1 protein-coding gene is annotated in these 1,343 nt (G+C 40.1%); it reads left to right on the top strand.

The annotated features are described in order from the left end of the window. Positions 1-83 precede the first annotated feature (83 nt). On the top strand, positions 84-1,121 hold the full coding sequence (locus tag CXF71_RS13030; protein WP_101233389.1) for an IS110 family transposase: 1,038 nt from the start codon (positions 84-86) through the stop codon (positions 1,119-1,121). The last annotated feature ends 222 nt before the right edge of the window (positions 1,122-1,343 follow it).

Here is a 1,343-nt window from a genome sequence, read left to right as displayed (position 1 = left end):
AACAGATAATTGGACTCCCTCACCCCCTAAAGAGTGAGGTAATATAAAAGTTACCACACAACTATATTATAAAGAGTCCTGATATGTATCGTAGCAAAATTGGTGTTGATTTAGCAAAAGAAGTTATTCAAGTTTGTACTTACACAAGCAAAAAGGTGCAGTCGAATATCGAAATGACGCCGAACGAATTTCTTTGTTGGCTCATCAATACCAAACCCGCAACGATAATCTTTGAAGCCTGTGGTACCTCTAATTACTGGAAACAAAAAGCCATTGAAGCCGGGCATGATGCACGTTTAATTTCTGCTAAGTTGGTTGCTGTGGTTAGACAAAACCAAAAAACAGATAAGAATGATGCGCTTGCTATTATCCAAGCAGCTCTATTACCCGATGTTACTTTTATCGGCGGAAAGAGCGTTGCTCAGCAGCAGTTACAAACCATTAAACGCTTAAGGGAATTAGCCGTAAAACACCAAGGGGCAGCCCAAAAACAACTAGTATCCTTATTGCTCGAGTTGAACATTCGTATTTCAAACAGAAAAGGCGGTATTATTTCTGCGATTGACGGGGTTTTAGAAGATGCGACTAATGACTTATCCGTAGAATGTCGAAAAGCAATTTATACCGCTAAGGTGCACTTAAAGGGATTGATTGAAGCCGTTCATCAGTATAACGAGTGTTTAGAAGACTCAGCCTCCTCTCATCCCGAATGTAAAAAACTTCTTAAGTTAGAGGGCGTAGGCACAACGAACGCCATTAACTTGTACCTTGCGTTAGGTTGTTGGGATATAGGTGTTTTTAGTAAAGGTAAAGATGCTTCTGCATGTATTGGGTTAACCCCCATTCAGCATTCATCAGGTGGAATGGTTAAACTGGGTTCGATAGGAAAGCATTGTAAAAACAGTATCTTGAGAAGTCAGCTTATTTGTGGTGCAATGGCTGCGGTGAATCAAGCTACCATAAGAGAGCCAAAAACTAAAAAAGATGTTTGGCTAAGAGGTTTAGTTGAGCGTCGAGGTAAAAAATGTGCAGCTGTGGCGCTTGCGAATAAAACCGTTAGAACGGCATTCGCCATGTTGACACAAGGTACAGAATATAAAGCTGAGTTACTCGCAGCTTAAAAAGCGTTCATACAACTAAAATGCAAAACGAAGATAAAAATCAGCGGGTTTAGTCAGTAGCCAACAGAGAGTATAAAAGCTCGCTTAACAGATTTGACAGCTCGTTCGCGTAAATATCAAAGAGCCTGAGATAGCTTCTCAATATAGAGCTCGTACATAAGTACGCATTTATTTCTTTGTGTTATTGTTTTGGTTGTTGACAAGGGGGAGTCCACATAAGTT

The sequence above is a fragment of the Colwellia sp. 12G3 genome, assembly GCF_002836775.1.
Taxonomy (GTDB): domain Bacteria; phylum Pseudomonadota; class Gammaproteobacteria; order Enterobacterales; family Alteromonadaceae; genus Colwellia.
The sequence above is the reverse complement of the archived record's forward strand: the minus strand, read 5'-3'. Positions and strand labels throughout refer to the sequence as shown.

Excerpts from the sequence above, each read along its gene's own strand:
- CXF71_RS13030 (WP_101233389.1), top strand. The coding sequence starts at position 84 with ATGTATCGTAGCAAAATTGGTGTTGATTTAGCAAAAGAAGTTATTCAA.